This is a genomic window from Kitasatospora sp. NPDC087271 (assembly GCF_044744605.1).
In the GTDB taxonomy this organism is placed as follows: Bacteria; Actinomycetota; Actinomycetes; order Streptomycetales; family Streptomycetaceae; genus Kitasatospora.
The window spans coordinates 1-15,895 of the sequence record NZ_JBIUYQ010000033.1 but is presented as its reverse complement, the minus strand read 5'-3'; the positions used below and the strand labels follow the sequence as shown (position 1 = coordinate 15,895).

Below are 15,895 nucleotides of genomic sequence, written 5' to 3'. Positions count from 1 at the left end.
AGCTTTGCCCGACTTGTTACCTCTGCCACATTGCAACTGAATCCAAGGTGAACAGAGTGTTGCAAGCCACCTTTCAAAGGTGTCCGTGGAGTCGGACGGCGATACGCCCAGGCGCCCCCCTGTGCGGCCGCAACCCCCGGGCGGGGTGCGGGAACCGCAGCCCCGCGCCGGAAAGATCTAGGTAACGTTTCGACACCTGGGACGCGAAAGGGGCCGGGCTCCCGTGAGCCCGACCCCTCGATCACCGTCCGTAGCCGCCGGCGCGGTGCGCCGGTGCCCTCACACCAGCGGCAGCCAGCCCGTCTGGACCATCTGCCCGCCGGTCGCCCGGCGCGACACGTACACCCCGCGCCCCGGCGGCAGCGGCATCGGCTTGACCGTCCCCAGCAGCGCGCCCTCGTCCCGGTTGCCGGAGAGGATCACGCCCTGCCCGCCCAGCTCGCGCATCCGCTGCAGCACCGGCTCGTACAGCGAGCGGCCGGCGCCGCCCGCGCTGCGGGCCACGATCACCCGCAGGCCGATGTCCCGGGCGAACGGCAGGAACTCCGCCAGCGGCGCCAGCGGGTTGCCCGAGCCCGTCGCGACCAGCTCGTAGTCGTCCACGATCACGAACATGTCCTTGCCGCTGTACCAGCTGCGGTTGCGCAGCTGCTCGGCGGTGACGTCCGGGCCGGGCAGGCGGCGCGCGCAGGCCCCGCGCAGCATGTCCACGATGGCCGCCATGGCCGGCTGCGCGGCCGCGTACTCCACCAGGTACTCCGGCGGCACGGCGCCCAGCAGCGCGCGCCGGTAGTCGCCGACCACGATGCCCGCCTGGTCCGGGGTGTACCGCTCGGTGATCTGCTTGACCAGCATCCGCAGCAGCGCCGACTTCCCCGACTCGGTGTCGCCGAAGACGATGAACAGCGGGTCGGTCTCGAAGTTCACGAAGGCCGGTGCCAGCTCGGCCTCGTCCACGCCGAAGGCGATCCCGCGCTCCGGGCGCTCGAAGCCCTTCGGCAGCGAGTTCCCGTCCAGGACGGCCGGCAGCATCCGCACCTGCGGCGCGCGCGGCCCGGTCCAGGCCCCGTCGACGGCGGCGACCAGGCCGGCCACCCCGTGCTGGAGGTCGTCCACCGCGCAGGAGCCGTCCAGCCGCGGCAGGCCGGACAGGAAGTGCAGCCGCTCCGGGGTGATGCCGCGCCCGGCCAGCGGCGGGACGTTCTGCGCCACCCGGCGGTCCACCTCGGACTCCATCGGGTCGCCGAGCTTCAGCTCGGTCCGGTTCTGCAGCAGGTCCTTCAGCGCCGGGCGCACCTCCGCGTACCGGGCCGCGGTGATGACCAGGTGGACGCCGTAGCCGAGGCCGCGTTGGGCGATGTCGCCGATCACCGGCTCCAGCACCTCGAACTCCTGCTTGAAGGTGTTCCAGCCGTCGATCACCAGGAACACGTCGCCGAACGCCTCGTCCGGCAGCTGCCCGGCCGCCCGGCGGGCCCGGTAGGTGCCGATGGTGTCGATCCCGGCGGCCCGGAACAGCTCCTCGCGCCGGTTCAGCACCCCGTGCACCTCGGAGACCATCCGGCGCACCTTGTCGACGTCCAGGCGCCCGGCCACCCCGCCGACGTGCGGCAGCCCGGCCAGCGACTGGAAGCTGCCCGCGCCGAAGTCCAGCAGGTAGAACTGCACCTCCCGCGGGGTGTGGGTGAGCGCGAACGAGGCCACCGTGGTGCGCACCACCGTCGACTTGCCCGAGCGCGGGCCGCCCACGACCAGGCCGTGGCCGGCCGCCCCCGCGTAGTCGACCTCCAGGACGTCGGTCTTCTGCTCGCGCGGCTTGTCCACGATGCCGATCGGCACCCGCAGCCGGCCCGCCGGGAAGCCGGGCGCGGTCAGCCCGCGCTCCGGCACCACCTGGAGCGGCGGCAGCAGGTGGTCCATGCTCGGCGCCTCCTCCAGCGGCGGCAGCCACACCTGGTGCGCGGCCGGGCCCTGGCCCGTCATCCGCTGCACGAACACGTCCAGCACGGTGTCGACCAGCGCGTCGTCCTGCTCCGGGGCGAGCGGCGCCTCCTCCTCCACCGCCGGCTCCGGCGGCTCCACCCGGGCCGCGGTGAACAGCACCGGGCGGGCGTTCACCCGCCGCCCGCCGGTCGACCGCTGCTGCCCCGGCGCCCGGTAGGGCCCCGAGACGTACGCGGCCTTGAACCGGTCCATCACGTCCTCGCCGAACTTGAGGTACCCGACGCCCGGCACCGGCGGCAGGTGGTAGGCGTCCGGCACCCCGATCGCCGCCCGCGACTCGGCCGCCGAGAAGGTGCGCAGACCGATCCGGTAGGAGAGGTAGGTGTCCAGGCCGCGCAGCTTGCCCTCCTCCAGGCGCTGCGAGGCCAGCAGCAGGTGCACCCCCAGCGACCGGCCGATCCGGCCGATCTGGATGAACATCTCGATGAAGTCCGGCTTGGCGGTGAGGAGTTCGGAGAACTCGTCGATGATCAGCACCAGCGAGGGCAGCGGGTCCAGCGCCGCGCCGGCCGCCCGGGCCCGCTCGTACTCGTGGATGTTGGCGTAGTTGCCCGCCGAGCGCAGCAGCTCCTGGCGGCGGTGCAGTTCGCCCTCGATCGCGTCCCGCATGCGGTCGACCAGGGTGAGTTCGCCCTCCAGGTTGGTGATCACCGCGGAGGTGTGCGGCATGTCCGCCATGCCGGAGAAGGTCGCGCCGCCCTTGAAGTCGGCGAGGACGAAGTTCAGGATCTCCGAGGAGTGCGTCATCGCCAGCGCCAGCACCAGGGTGCGCAGCAGCTCCGACTTGCCGGAGCCGGTCGCGCCCACGCACAGGCCGTGCGGGCCCATGCCCTCCAGCGCGGCCTCCTTGATGTCCAGGTAGACGTGCTCGCCGTTCGCGCCGACCCCGATCGGCACCCGCATCCGCTCGTGCTGGGCGCGCGGGCGCCAGCTGCGCGTCACGTCGAAGGAGCCCGGGTCGCCCGAGTTCATCAGGTCGGTGAAGTCCAGGTTCGACAGCAGCGGCTCGTCGTCCCCGCCGGCCGAGAGCCGGTACGGCGCCAACTGCCGTGCCAGCGCCTCGGACTGCCAGACCGAGAGCAGGTCCGGCGTGCCGGTGTACGTCGCCCCGGAGGCCGAGCGCAGCACCAGCTCCTGCGGGCTCACCGTCACCATCAGGTGCCCGCTCGGCTCGTCGAGGTCGCCCGGCACCACCTCGATGACGGTCACCCCCTGCACGCCCTCGGGGCTCGCCAGCAGCGAGTTCGGCGGCACCCCGGCGCCGTCCATCACCACCACCAGGTGCGGCTGGTCCGGCGCGGGCGCCGCGTCCCGCACGAACCGCTGGCGGCCGGCCAGCTCGTCCTGCAACAGGAACTCCAGCTCGCCCAGGTCGGTGGCGATCAGCCGGCGCGAGCCCGCGCCGTCGGCCTCCTTGCGGTGCTGGTTGTGCGGGAGCCACTTGGTCCACTCCCACTCCTCCGCCGCGCCCGGCGCCGCGGCCACCGCGACCAGCAGGTCGTCCGGCGAGTGCAGGGTGGTCAGCTGGGCGATCATCGCGCGCACGTTGCCGTACACCGAGTCCGCGTCCCCGCACACCGTGACGTGGTAGAAGGCGCGCAGCGACACCGCCAGCGGCAGGTCCTGCAAGGTGCCGTGGGCCTTCAGGAAGGAGTGCATCGCGGCCGCCGACAGCGGCTCCAGCTCGTCCATCGGCGCGGTCTGCGGCGCCACCAGCGGCGTCGACAGCTGAACCGGGCCCAGGCCCACCCGGATCTGCGCGAAGTCGCCGTCCCCGGTGCGGCGCTCCCACAGCCGCCGGCCGTCCGCCACGATCGACCACAGCTGGTCCGGCGCCGGGTTCAGGAACAGCAGCGCGCCGCGCTGGCGCTCCGCCGTGCGGCGCACCTGGCGGCGCATCTGCTGCAGGTACTTGAGGTAGTCGCGCCGCTCGTCCGCCATCGCGGTCGAACCGCCCTTGCGGGCCCGCATGATCTGCGCCAGCACCATGCCGACCGTCGAGGCGACCATCAGACCGCCCATGACCTTCATCGGGGCCGCCGCGCCCGGCGCGAAGAAGAACACCGCCGAGCCGCCCATGCCGAGCATCGGGAGGATGCTCATCAGCCAGTCCTCGCCGCCCTGCCGGGGCAGTTCGGGCGGGGTCACCAGCTCCACCGGCTCGTCCGGCACCGCCGGCGGATAGGCCCGGCCCGGGCGCTTGACCGTGATCACACCCATGTGTCATCCACCCCGCGGCGTCGATCGATCACTTCGGCATCAGCCCTCACGCAACTGGACTCGTACGACTCGTACGGCTCGTACGGGTTTCGCCAGGGCGAGGACGCGCCACACGGCGCCGCCCCCCGTACCGCGCGCAGGGGCCGATCCTAACGGTCGCCCCCGCACCGCCCGCCAGGCCCGCGGCCGCACCCCCCGCCGGGGGCCCGGCCCGCACCGGGGCCGGGCACGAACCGAGCGGGTAGGGTAACGCCGCGCCAACTCGCGGCCCGGTCGGGCCGGTTCCACTGCCACACCGAGCGCCGCCGTGCCGCGGCACCGTCAACAAGGGGGAGCGCCCAGTGCGTCGAAGGACCGAGGTGCGGCGATGAGCAACACCGCCGCGACCGGCTACTGCCGGGTCACCGTCGTCGCCCCGGACCGCCGGATCGACGTCGCCCTGCCCGAGGACGTCCCGCTCGCGGACGTCTACCCCGAGGTGCTGCGCCTGGCCAACCAGAGCCAGCCCGACGGCGCGCCCACCGGCTTCCACCTGGTGCGCCGCGACGGCACCGTCCTCGACAGCGGCCTGCCGCTCGCCGCCCAGCAGGTCCGCGACGGCGACCTGCTCGCGCTGCGCCCCTTCGCCGAGTCCCTCCCGCCGGCCGTCTACGACGACGTCGCCGACGCGATCGCCAGCGCCGTCGAGACCGACCGCCGGCTCTGGAGCGCCGAACTCATGCGGGCCTTCGGCCTGATCGGCGCCGCGCTGCTGCTCGTCCTGCTCGGCTTCGCGCTCTGGTTCGCCGACCTGCGCCACGACATGCACGGCCTGCCCGGCGTCCTGGCCGGCGTCACCGCCGTCGTCCTCACCGCGCTGGCCGGCGTCCGCGCCCGGGTCTACCAGGACGCCCACGCCGCCCTCGCGCTCGGCCTCGGCGCCCTGCCGCACGCCATGATCGGCGGCAGCGGCGTCCTCGCCGTCGCCCACCCGTGGGACGGCCCCGGCCGGCTCCAGTTCCTGGCCGGCTGCGTCGCCGTCCTGGTGGTCGCCGTGCTGCTGGTGGGACTGCTCCCCGAGAAGGACGCGGTGTTCGTCGCCGCCGCCCTGGTCGCCGCCGCCGGCGCGCTCGCCACCTTCGCCGCCGTCCTGCTGCCGGACACCCCCGCCGGGCACATCGCCGCCGTCACCGGCATCACCGCCGTCGCGGCCGTCGGCTTCCTGCCCGGCCTCTCCGCCCGCTTCGCCCGGCTGCCCGTCGGCTTCAGCGCACCGGGCCAGACCCGCACCCGCAGCCGCGACTACGACGAGGAGGCCGAGCGCGCCGAGGCCGTCCAGTACGAGCGGATCGCCCACCAGGCCCGCCGCGGCCACGAGGTCCTGGTCGGCCTGGTCGGCGGCTGCGCCGCGGTCGTGGTCGGCTCCTGCGCCGTCCTCGGCTTCACCGACCGGACGTTCCCCGAGCTGCTCGCGCTCGCCCTGGGCCTGGCCACGATGCTGCGCGCCCGGCTGTTCCGCTACACCGCGCAGGTCTTCAGCCTCACCATCGCCGGGCTGCTCGGTCTGGCCCTGCTGATCATCGGCCTGTCCCTGCACACCCCGCAGTTCATCCTGCGCGCCGCCAGCTCCGCCGAGGTCGACCTGCGCACCGTCTGGCTGGCCGCCTCCATCGCGTTCGGCGCGGCGCTGCTCGCCGCGATCGCGCTGGTGGTGCCCCGGCTCGGCGTCTCCCCGTTCTGGGGGCGCATCCTGGACCTGGTCGACAGCCTGACCCTGATCTCGCTCGTCCCGCTGGCGCTCGCCGTCCTGGACGTCTACCGGCTGGTCCGCGGCGCCACCAGCTGACCGGCCGGCCCGTGCCGCCCGCCCCGTTCGGCCCGTCCGGCCCGCCGACCGGCGGGGTGGGCGGCACTGGTACCCTTGGCCTTCGAGCGCAGCCGTGTGTCCGCCTCCGGTGGGTCGCAGACCGCCGGCCGCGCTCCGTCACGACACCGAGTCCTCATGAGTCCTGTGTTGTCGACCAGGACCGCTCGGTACACCCTGAAGGAGTTGCAGTGGCTCTCGCCTCTGACGTCAAGAAGCAGATCTTCGCCGAGTTCGGCCAGAAGGAGGGCGACACCGGTTCCCCCGAGGTCCAGGTGGCCATGCTCTCCCGCCGCATCGCGGACCTGACCGAGCACCTCAAGATCCACAAGCACGACCACCACTCGCGTCGTGGCCTGCTGATCCTGGTCGGCCAGCGCCGCCGCCTGCTGCAGTACCTGGCCAAGAAGGACATCGAGCGCTTCCGTACGCTCGTCGACCGCCTGGGCATCCGCCGCGGTGCCGCCGGTGGCGCCCGCTAAGACCGCCGCTCGGGGCGGCTCCCCACACCGGGGAGCCGCCCCTCGCGCGTATGCCGCGGACACCCCGAGCCGCGGCGCCCGGACATAACAACTCGCGCGTACCTCCCCAGGTGGCCGAGGATTGCACCGTAGGGTTGTGGGCATGCCCGGTGATGGCGCACCAGCGCGCCACCCGGGCAGACGAACCCGAACCCCCCGCGGGCCGAAGGCTTCAAACGGAAGCCGCCCGCATCCGAGAGAGCGTCCAGACGCGGACCGCCCGTCCCGGCCCGGCAGCCGTGAGGCGCCGGTCCTCGGTAGTGGCCCCCGGAAGCCCCGCAGACCGAGCGGAGCACCCCGGAGGCTTCGATCGAAGACCGGCCCGACTGCCGTCCTCCTTGCCAGGAGGGCCAGGGCCAGCCGGCAGGCAGGCAGCGCGGGGACGCTCTCCCGGAGACGTACGAAAGAGGAGATCTTCCAGGTGGAAGAGAACGTGTTCTACGCCGAGGCCGTGATCGACAACGGTTCCTTCGGCACCCGTACCATCCGCTTCGAGACCGGCCGTCTGGCCCGTCAGGCCGCCGGCTCCGCCGTGGCCTACCTGGACGACGACACCATGGTGCTGTCGGCCACCAGCGCGTCCAAGCAGCCGAAGGAGCACTTCGACTTCTTCCCGCTGACCGTGGACGTCGAGGAGCGCATGTACGCCGCGGGCCGCATCCCCGGCTCGTTCTTCCGTCGTGAGGGCCGGCCCTCCGAGGACGCGATCCTCACCTGCCGCCTGATCGACCGCCCGCTGCGCCCGTCCTTCGTCAAGGGCCTGCGCAACGAGGTCCAGGTCGTCTGCACCGTCATGGCGCTCAACCCCGACCACCTGTACGACGTGGTGGCCATCAACGCCGCCTCCGCCTCCACCCAGCTGGCGGGCCTGCCGTTCTCCGGCCCGATCGGCGGCGTCCGCGTCGCGCTGATCAACGGCCAGTGGGTGGCCTTCCCGACCCACAGCGAGCTGGAGTCGGCCGTCTTCGACATGGTCGTCGCCGGTCGCGTCCTGCCGGACGGCGACGTCGCGATCATGATGGTCGAGGCCGAGGCCACCGACAAGACCATCAAGCTGGTCGAGGGCGGCGCCGAGGCGCCGACCGAGGACGTCGTCGCCGCCGGTCTGGACGCCGCCAAGCCGTTCATCAAGGTGCTGTGCGCCGCCCAGTCGCAGCTCGCCGCCCAGGCCGCCAAGCCGACCGGCGTGTTCCCGGTCTTCCTGGACTACCAGGACGACGTCCTCGCCGCGCTGACCGCCGCCGTCAAGGACGAGCTCGCCCAGGCCCTCACCATCCCGGGCAAGCAGGAGCGCAACAACGAGCTGGACCGCGTCAAGGCGCTGGCCGCCGAGAAGCTGCTCCCCGAGTTCGAGGGCCGCGAGAAGGAGATCAGCGCCGCCTACAACGCGCTGACCAAGAAGGTCGTCCGCGAGCGCGTCATCAAGGACAAGGTCCGCATCGACGGCCGCGGTGTCACCGACATCCGCACCCTGGCCGCCGAGGTCGAGGCCATCCCGCGCGTGCACGGCTCGGCCCTGTTCGAGCGTGGCGAGACCCAGATCCTGGGCGTCACCACCCTCAACATGCTGCGCATGGAGCAGCAGCTGGACACGCTCTCCCCGGAGACGCGCCGCCGCTACATGCACAACTACAACTTCCCGCCGTACTCGGTCGGCGAGACCGGCCGCGTGGGTGCGCCCAAGCGCCGCGAGATCGGCCACGGCGCGCTGGCGGAGCGGGCGATCATCCCCGTGCTGCCCTCGCGCGAGGAGTTCCCGTACGCCATCCGCCAGGTCTCCGAGGCGCTGAGCTCCAACGGCTCCACCTCGATGGGCTCGGTCTGCGCCTCCACCATGTCGCTGCTGAACGCCGGTGTGCCGCTGAAGGCCGCCGTCGCCGGTATCGCCATGGGCCTGATCTCCCAGGAGATCGACGGCGAGACCCACTACGTCGCGCTGACCGACATCCTCGGTGCCGAGGACGCGTACGGCGACATGGACTTCAAGGTCGCCGGTACCCGCAACTTCATCACCGCCCTGCAGCTGGACACCAAGCTCAACGGCATCCCGGCGTCGGTGCTGGCCGCCGCGCTGAAGCAGGCCAAGGACGCGCGTCTGCACATCCTCGACGTGATGAACGAGGCCATCGACACGCCGGACGAGATGTCTCCGAACGCCCCGCGGATCATCACCATCAAGATCCCGGTGGACAAGATCGGTGAGGTCATCGGCCCCAAGGGCAAGATGATCAACCAGATCCAGGAGGACACCGGCGCCGAGATCACGATCGAGGACGACGGCACCATCTACATCGGTGCCGCCGACGGACCGGCCGCCGAGGCCGCCCGCACCACGATCAACCAGATCGCCAACCCGACCATGCCGGAGGTCGGCGAGCGCTACCTGGGCACCGTGGTGAAGACCACGACGTTCGGCGCGTTCGTCTCGCTCATGCCGGGCAAGGACGGCCTGCTGCACATCTCGCAGATCCGCAAGCTGGCCGGCGGCAAGCGCGTCGAGAACGTCGAGGACGTCCTCGGTGTCGGCGCCAAGGTGCAGGTCGAGATCGCCGAGATCGACCCGCGCGGCAAGCTCTCCCTCATCCCCGTCGTCGAGGGCGAGGAAGCCGGCGAGACCGCTTCCGAGTGAAGCGCCGCTAGCTGACCCTTGCGGCCCGTACGCCTCCCGGCGTGCGGGCCGCACCCTGTTGCCCCCCGCGTTCGTCCATGCGTTCCCACGCGTGTTTCCTCTGGAGGTACCCCCCGTGGCTCAGGCCCCGGCGGCGAAGCAGCGCCCCGGCTCCACCCGGACCCTGCTCAAGGGCGCCGACGGCGCCGGCACGGTGCGCCGCACCGTCCTCCCCGGCGGCCTTCGGGTCGTCACCGAGACCCTGCCGACGGTGCGCTCAGCTACCTTCGGCATCTGGGTCGGCGTCGGCTCGCGGGACGAGACCCCGCAGCTCAACGGCGCCACCCACTACCTGGAGCACCTGCTCTTCAAGGGCACCGCGCGGCGCAGCGCGCTGGACATCTCGGCTGCCCTGGACGCGGTCGGCGGTGAGATGAACGCCTTCACCGCGAAGGAGAACACCTGCTACTACGCCCGGGTCCTGGACACCGACCTGCCGCTGGCCATCGACGTGGTCTGCGACATGGTCACCGGCTCGCTGATCCGCTCCGAGGACGTCGACGCCGAGCGCGGCGTCATCCTTGAGGAGATGGCGATGGCCGAGGACGACCCGGGCGACGTGGTGCACGACCTGTTCGCCAAGGTGATCTTCGGCAGCGGCCCGCTCGGCCGCCCCATCCTGGGCACCCAGGAGACCATCAAGGTGCTCACCCGGGAGCAGATCGCCGGCTTCTACCGCCGCCGCTACCGGCCCGAGAACCTGGTCGTCTCGGCCGCCGGCAACCTCGACCACCACACGGTGGTCAAGCAGGTCGAGCAGGCCTTCGCGGCGGTGCTGGCCCGCTCCGACGCGGCCCCCGCCGAGGCCCGCCGCGGCGTCAAGGCGCTGCGCACGGCCGGCCGGGTCGAGGTGCTCAACCGCTCCACCGAGCAGGCCCACCTGGTGCTGGGCGTGCCCGGGGTGCCGCGGCACGACGAGCGCCGCTGGGCGATGGGCGTGCTCAACGCGGCCCTCGGCGGCGGGATGAGCTCCCGGCTGTTCCAGGAGGTGCGGGAGAAGCGCGGCCTGGCGTACTCGGTGTACTCGTACTCCTCGTCCTACGCGGACAGCGGCCTGTTCGGCATCTACGCCGGCTGCCAGCCCAAGCGGGTCGAGGAGGTGCTGCGGATCTGCCGCGCGGAGCTGGCCAAGGTGGTCGCCGAGGGCATCACCGAAGAGGAGCTGCGGCGCGCGATCGGCCAGATCTCCGGCTCCACCGTGCTGGGCATGGAGGACACCGGCTCGCTGATGAACCGGATCGGCAAGGCCGAGCTGAGCTACGGACACCACCTGTCGGTGGACGAGATGCTGGCGCGGATCGCGGCCGTGACCCTGGACGACGTCCACGCGGTGGCCCGTGATGTGCTGGGCGCGTACCGGCCGTCGCTGGCGCTGATCGGACCGGTCAACGACAAGCGGGCCGCCAAGCTCGCCGATCTGCTGGTGTGAGAGGACATTTCGCTATGACGCTGCGTGTCGCCGTGATCGGTGCCAACGGTCGGATCGGCTCCGAGGCGGTCAAGGCCGTCGAGGCCGCGCCGGACCTCGAACTGGTGGCCACCCTGGGCCGCGGGTCCGAGCCGGCGGAGCTGACCGAGGCCGGCGTCCAGGTCGCCGTCGAACTCACCCACCCGGACTCGGTGATGGGCAACCTCGACTACTGCCTGCACCACGGCATCCACGTGGTCACCGGGACCACCGGCTGGACGGACGAGCGGCTGGCCACCGTCCGCGGCTGGCTCGACCAGGCCCCCGAGCTGGGCCTGCTGATCGCGCCGAACTTCTCCATCGGCGCGGTGCTCGGCATGAAGTTCGCCCAGACCGCGGCGAAGTACTTCGAGTCGGTCGAGGTGGTCGAGCTGCACCACGACCGCAAGGCCGACGCCCCCAGCGGCACCGCCACGCGTACCGCGCAGCTGATCGCGGCCGCCCGCGCCGAGGCCGGCCGCCCGCAGCAGCAGGACCCGACCACCCACAGCCTGCCCGGTGCCCGCGGCGCCGACGTGGACGGGGTGCCGGTGCACGCCGTCCGGCTGCGCGGGCTGCTCGCCCACCAGCAGGTGATGTTCGGCGACACCGGTGAGACGCTCACCATCCGGCACGACTCGCTGCACCACAGCAGCTTCATGCCGGGCATCCTGCTCGGTGTGCGCAAGGTCGTGGAGACGCCGGGGCTCACCCTGGGCCTCGAACACTTCCTGGACCTGTGAGCCCGGCATGACGTCCCGTACCGGATTCTTCGTCCTGTCCGGCGTGCTGCTGCTGGTCGCCCTCCTCTGCGTCGGGGAGGGCGTCCAGCTGGTCGCCACCGGCAAGCCGCTCGGCATCGGCATCGGCCTGTGCGCCTTCGTCATCCCGGTGATCGGCGTCTGGTTCCTGCGCCAGACCGTCCGGTTCGGCCGGGCCAGCGAGCAACTCGCCCGGGAGCTGGAGGCCGAGGGCGGCCTGCCGGTGGACGAGCTCCAGCGCACCACCGGCGGGCGGATCGACCGGGCCTCGGCCGACGCGGTGTTCGCCCGCCGGCAGACCGAGGCGGAGGCCGCGCCGGCCGACTGGCGGGTCTGGTTCCGCCTCGCGGTCGCGTACGCCGACGCCGGCGACACCCCGCGAGCCCGCAAGACCATGCAGCACGCCATCAAGCTGCACAGCACCGAACCCGCAAGGAGCAACGCGTGAGCGACCAACCGACGGCCCCCAGCTTCCGCAGCGACGTCACGGTCGAGCTGGTCCGCAGCGCGGCCGCCGACTCGGACGTCATCTGGGCGGCCCGCGTCTCGACCGCGGGGGAGCAGTCCCTGGAGGCGGTCCAGCAGGACCCGGAGAAGTCCAAGGGCCTGATCAACTTCCTGATGCGGGACCGGCACGGCACCCCCTTCGAGCACAACTCGATGACCTTCTTCATCAGCGCGCCGATCTTCGTGTTCCGGGAGTTCCACCGGCACCGCAGCGGCTGGTCCTACAACGAGGAGTCCGGCCGCTACCGCGAGCTGCAGCCGGTCTTCTACGTCCCGGCGGAGGAGCGCAAGCTCGTCCAGCAGGGCCGCCCGGGCCGTTACGAGTTCGTCGACGGCACCCCCGAGCAGCACAGGACCACCACCGAGGCGATGGAGGCCGCGTACCGCGAGTCCTACGCGCGCTACCAGGAGATGCTGGCGGCCGGCGTGGCCCGCGAGGTGGCCCGGGCGGTGCTGCCGGTCGGACTGTTCTCCTCGATGTACGCGACCTGCAACTCCCGTTCGCTGATGCACTTCCTGTCGCTGCGGACCAAGCGGGAGCACTCGGCGGTGCCGTCCTTCCCGCAGCGCGAGATCGAGATGGTCGCCGAGCAGATGGAGCAGGAGTGGGCGCGGCTCATGCCGCTCACCCATGCGGCCTTCGAGAAGCACGGCCGGGTCGCTCCCTGACCTGGGACGATAGGCATATGGGCGGAGTGTCACGCATGTCTGGATTGCGGCTTTTCTAGCCGCTCCCTACATTCATGAACACGGATTCCGGTGCTGCCCGAACCCCCGAGCGGGCAGCACCGGAATCCCATGTCACCGCCTGTTTCCGCCGCTTCGCGTGGTATGCCCCTGTCCGAACACTGGACCGGTGTGGGTACCGCCCCACCGCCTACGAGTAGCTTTGGACGCATGGCTCCGACCTCCACCCCCCAGACGCCGTTCGGCCGGGTCCTGACCGCGATGGTCACCCCGTTCACCGCCGACGGCGGACTCGACCTCGACGGCGCCCAGCGCCTCGCCACGCACCTCGTGGACTCCGGCAACGACGGCCTCGTCGTCAACGGCACCACCGGTGAGTCCCCGACCACCAGCGACGCCGAGAAGGCCCAGCTCGTCCGCGCCGTGGTGGAGGCGGTCGGGGATCGCGCCCACGTGGTGGCCGGCGTCGGCACCAACGACACCCACCACAGTGCCGAGCTGGCGCGACAGGCGGAGGCCGCCGGAGCCCACGGCCTGCTGGTCGTCACGCCGTACTACAGCAAGCCCCCGCAGGAGGGCCTGTACCGGCACACCGTGCACATCGCGGACACCACCGGGCTGCCGGTCATGCTCTACGACATCCCGGGCCGCAGCGGCGTCGCGCTGAGCCACGAGACGCTGGTCCGCCTCGGCGAGCACCCGCGGATCGTCGCCAACAAGGACGCCAAGGGCGACCTCGGCGCGGCCGCCTGGGCCATCGCCCGCTCCGACCTCGCCTGGTACTCCGGCGACGACATCCTCAACCTGCCGCTGCTGTCGGTCGGAGCCGCCGGAGTGGTCAGCGTCGTCGGACACGTCGTGGCCGGCGAACTGCGTGCGATGATCGAGGCGTACCTGGCCGGCGATGTGGCCAAGGCCACGGCGATCCACCAGGGCCTGCTCCCGGTGTTCAGCGGTATGTTCCGCACGCAGGGTGTCATCCTCGCCAAGGCCGCGCTGGAGCTCCAGGGACTGCCGGCCGGCCCGCTGAGGCTGCCGCTGGTCGGCGCGACTCCCGAGGAGATCGCACGATTGACGAAGGATCTCGCCGCCGGCGGGGTACACCTGTAACAGACGAAGACGTGCGCGCCCCGGCTCGCCGGACCCTCACGGGCCCGCCGCTGGACCGGACCGACGGCGCGAGAGCACCGACCCAGTAGGAAAAACGACACTGAGTACGCACGCCATATGTCTTCAGGGGGAGGACCCCGGGCATATGGCGTGCGTCGTGAGGAGAGTCTTTTGAGTCACCCGCACCCCGAACTCGGCGCACCCCCGGCCCTGAAGGAGGGCGCCCTCCGCATCACCCCGCTCGGCGGTCTCGGCGAGATCGGCCGCAACATGACGGTCTTCGAATACGGGGGCCGCATCCTGATCGTCGACTGCGGCGTCCTCTTCCCCGAGGACGAGCAGCCCGGCGTGGACCTGATCCTCCCGGACTTCACCTACATCCGGGACCGCCTCGACAAGATCGACGGCATCGTCCTCACCCACGGGCACGAGGACCACATCGGCGCCGTCCCGTTCCTCCTGCGGGAGAACCCGGACATCCCGCTGATCGGCTCCAAGCTGACCCTCGCCCTGATCGAGGCCAAGCTCGCCGAGCACCGCATCCGGCCGTACGTGCTGGAGGTCAAGGAGGGCGAGCGCGAGCGCATCGGCCCCTTCGACTGCGAGTTCATCGCGGTCAACCACTCCATCCCGGACGCCCTGGCGGTCGCCGTCCGCACCCCCGCGGGCATGGTCGTGGCCACCGGCGACTTCAAGATGGACCAGCTGCCGCTCGACGGCCGCCTGACCGACCTGCCGACCTTCGCCAAGCTGGCCGAAGAGGGCATGGACCTGCTGCTGGTGGACTCCACCAACGCCGAGGTCCCCGGCTTCATCCCGCACGAGCGGGACATCTCGGCCGCGCTGCGGAACGTCTTCGCGAACGCCGACAAGCGCATCATCGTCGCCTCCTTCGCCAGCCACGTGCACCGCATCCAGCAGGTGCTGGACGCCGCGCACGAGTACAAGCGCAAGGTCGCCTTCGTCGGCCGCTCGATGGTCCGCAACATGGGCATCGCCCGCGACCTCGGCTACCTGAAGGTCCCCGGCAACATGGTCGTCGACGTCAAGCAGCTCGACGACCTGCCGGACAAGGAGGTCGTGCTGATCTGCACCGGCTCCCAGGGCGAGCCGATGGCGGCGCTGTCCCGGATGGCCAACCGCGACCACCAGATCCGCATCGTCGAGGGCGACACCGTCGTCCTGGCCTCGTCGCTCATCCCGGGCAACGAGAACGCCGTCTACCGGGTGATCAACGGCCTCACCCGCTGGGGCGCCAAGGTCGTGCACAAGGGCAACGCCAAGGTGCACGTCTCCGGCCACGCCTCGGCCGGCGAGCTGCTGTACTTCTTCAACATCTGCAAGCCGCGCAACCTGATGCCGGTCCACGGCGAGTGGCGCCACCTGCGGGCCGCCGCCGACCTGGGCATCGCCACCGGCATTCCGCGCAACCGCGTGGTCATCGCCGAGGACGGCGTCTGCGTCGACCTGGAGAAGGGCGTCGCCCGGATCGTCGGCAAGGTACAGGCCGGGTACGTCTACGTGGACGGCGCCTCGGTCGGCGACATCACCGAGGCCTCGCTCAAGGACCGCAGGATCCTCGGCGAGGAGGGCTTCATCTCGGTCTTCGTCGCGGTCGACTCGACCAACGGCAAGATCGTGGGCGGCCCGACCTTCCAGGCCCGCGGCTCCGGCATCGACGACAACGCGTTCGTGCCGGTCGCCGCCAAGCTCCAGGAGGCCCTGGACCGCTCGGCGAGCGACGGCGTGCTGGAGCCCCGCCTGGTCCAGCAGCTGGTCCGCCGGACCGTCGGCAAGTGGGTGGCGGACAACTACCGCCGCCGGCCGATGATCCTGCCGGTCGTCGTCGAGGTCTGAGCCTCCGGCGGCTGGTTTGACGTGGGGCAGCCCGGTGCGTAATGTTCTCCGGGTTGCCCCACGGGACGGCCCCGCAGGAAGTCTCTCGAATGCGAATTCGAGAATGACCGCGGAAAACGGCCCGAGAAACTCTGGTAGAGTTCGGGAGCGCCGAAAGGCGAAAGCCGATCAGGTAAATGAAACTCCGGAAAACGGAGCGGAAAACATCTGATAAGCTTGAAACACGAAAGAACGAAGCGCCCGGAGGGCCCGCTGGAAGGCGGTCCGAAG

At 71.6% G+C, this 15,895-nt stretch carries 10 protein-coding genes; 9 read left to right on the top strand and 1 reads right to left on the bottom strand.

The window, feature by feature from the left end:
* Window positions 1–279 precede the first annotated feature (279 nt).
* Window positions 280–4,224, bottom strand: coding sequence for a type VII secretion protein EccCa (gene eccCa / locus ACIO9K_RS34000; RefSeq protein ID WP_400335596.1), 3,945 nt, complete (start codon window positions 4,222–4,224; stop codon window positions 280–282).
* Between the two features lie 367 nt (window positions 4,225–4,591).
* On the opposite strand from eccCa, the gene eccD reads away from it, so the two are divergent.
* From eccD to ACIO9K_RS33955, 9 genes are all read left to right on the top strand, one after another.
* Window positions 4,592–6,049, top strand: a complete 1,458-nt coding sequence (gene eccD / locus ACIO9K_RS33995; RefSeq protein ID WP_363624929.1) for a type VII secretion integral membrane protein EccD — start codon at window positions 4,592–4,594, stop codon at window positions 6,047–6,049.
* A gap of 209 nt (window positions 6,050–6,258) precedes the next feature.
* Window positions 6,259–6,549, top strand: a complete 291-nt coding sequence (gene rpsO, locus ACIO9K_RS33990) for a 30S ribosomal protein S15 (RefSeq protein WP_363586534.1) — start codon at window positions 6,259–6,261, stop codon at window positions 6,547–6,549.
* A 460-nt stretch (window positions 6,550–7,009) separates the two neighbouring features.
* Complete coding sequence (locus tag ACIO9K_RS33985; protein ID WP_363586535.1) at window positions 7,010–9,217, top strand: polyribonucleotide nucleotidyltransferase; 2,208 nt, start codon at window positions 7,010–7,012, stop codon at window positions 9,215–9,217.
* 115 nt (window positions 9,218–9,332) lie between these two features.
* Entirely contained in the window at window positions 9,333–10,685 is a 1,353-nt protein-coding gene (locus ACIO9K_RS33980) for a pitrilysin family protein (RefSeq protein WP_350887436.1), read from the top strand.
* 14 nt (window positions 10,686–10,699) lie between these two features.
* On the top strand, window positions 10,700–11,446 hold the full coding sequence (gene dapB, locus ACIO9K_RS33975) for a 4-hydroxy-tetrahydrodipicolinate reductase (protein WP_063347605.1): 747 nt from the start codon (window positions 10,700–10,702) through the stop codon (window positions 11,444–11,446).
* A 7-nt stretch (window positions 11,447–11,453) separates the two neighbouring features.
* Window positions 11,454–11,912 carry a tetratricopeptide repeat protein gene (locus tag ACIO9K_RS33970; protein WP_363586536.1) on the top strand — a complete coding sequence of 153 codons (459 nt, stop codon included), beginning with the start codon at window positions 11,454–11,456 and terminating at the stop codon, window positions 11,910–11,912.
* The gene (gene thyX, locus ACIO9K_RS33965) at window positions 11,909–12,640 is read left to right on the top strand and encodes an FAD-dependent thymidylate synthase (RefSeq protein ID WP_363586537.1); all 732 of its coding nucleotides are present in this window, start codon (window positions 11,909–11,911) and stop codon (window positions 12,638–12,640) included. Before ACIO9K_RS33970 ends, thyX begins: the two co-directional genes overlap by 4 nt.
* Window positions 12,641–12,868: 228 nt before the next feature.
* Window positions 12,869–13,768: a 4-hydroxy-tetrahydrodipicolinate synthase gene (gene dapA, locus ACIO9K_RS33960; protein WP_063347602.1), complete on the top strand. Its 900-nt coding sequence runs from the start codon at window positions 12,869–12,871 to the stop codon at window positions 13,766–13,768.
* Window positions 13,769–13,939: 171 nt separating this feature from the next.
* Window positions 13,940–15,625 (top strand): ribonuclease J, encoded by a 1,686-nt coding sequence (locus ACIO9K_RS33955; protein WP_363624925.1) that lies wholly within the window; start codon window positions 13,940–13,942, stop codon window positions 15,623–15,625.
* Window positions 15,626–15,895 lie beyond the last annotated feature (270 nt).

Bases quoted from the DNA above. Each gene is read 5' to 3' on its own strand.
- eccD (WP_363624929.1), top strand. From the start codon at position 4,592: ATGAGCAACACCGCCGCGACCGGCTACTGCCGGGTCACCGTCGTCGCC.
- ACIO9K_RS33970 (WP_363586536.1), top strand. From the start codon at position 11,454: ATGACGTCCCGTACCGGATTCTTCGTCCTGTCCGGCGTGCTGCTGCTG.
- eccCa (WP_400335596.1), bottom strand. From the start codon at position 4,224: ATGGGTGTGATCACGGTCAAGCGCCCGGGCCGGGCCTATCCGCCGGCG.
- dapB (WP_063347605.1), top strand. From the start codon at position 10,700: ATGACGCTGCGTGTCGCCGTGATCGGTGCCAACGGTCGGATCGGCTCC.
- dapA (WP_063347602.1), top strand. From the start codon at position 12,869: ATGGCTCCGACCTCCACCCCCCAGACGCCGTTCGGCCGGGTCCTGACC.